Annotated in this window: 1 protein-coding gene; it reads left to right on the top strand. The window is 65.7% G+C overall.

Annotated features, from left to right (window positions below; all coding sequences use genetic code 11):
• The coding region (locus tag SB719_RS19805) for an RtcB family protein (protein WP_412159685.1) at window positions 1–277 on the top strand (277 nt) is incomplete at both ends.

Here is a 277-nt window from a genome sequence, read left to right as displayed (position 1 = left end):
CGCAAGGGCGCGGTGTCGGCGCAGAAGGGGCAGCTCGGGATCATCCCGGGCTCGATGGGTGCGAAGAGCTTCATCGTGCGTGGGCTCGGCAACCCGGAAAGCTTCTGCTCGTGCAGCCACGGCGCGGGCCGGACGATGAGCCGTACGGAAGCAAAGCGCCGCTTCACGGTTGACGACCAGGTGAAGGCAACCCTGGGCGTCGAATGCCGCAAGGATGCGGGCGTCGTCGACGAAATTCCGATGGCCTACAAGGACATCGATGCGGTGATGGCCGCAC

Origin of the sequence: Pantoea sp. SIMBA_079 (genome assembly GCF_046940275.1) — a bacterium.
Lineage (GTDB): Bacteria > Pseudomonadota > Gammaproteobacteria > Enterobacterales > Enterobacteriaceae > Pantoea > Pantoea borealis.
The sequence above is the reverse complement of the archived record's forward strand: the minus strand, read 5'-3'. Positions and strand labels throughout refer to the sequence as shown.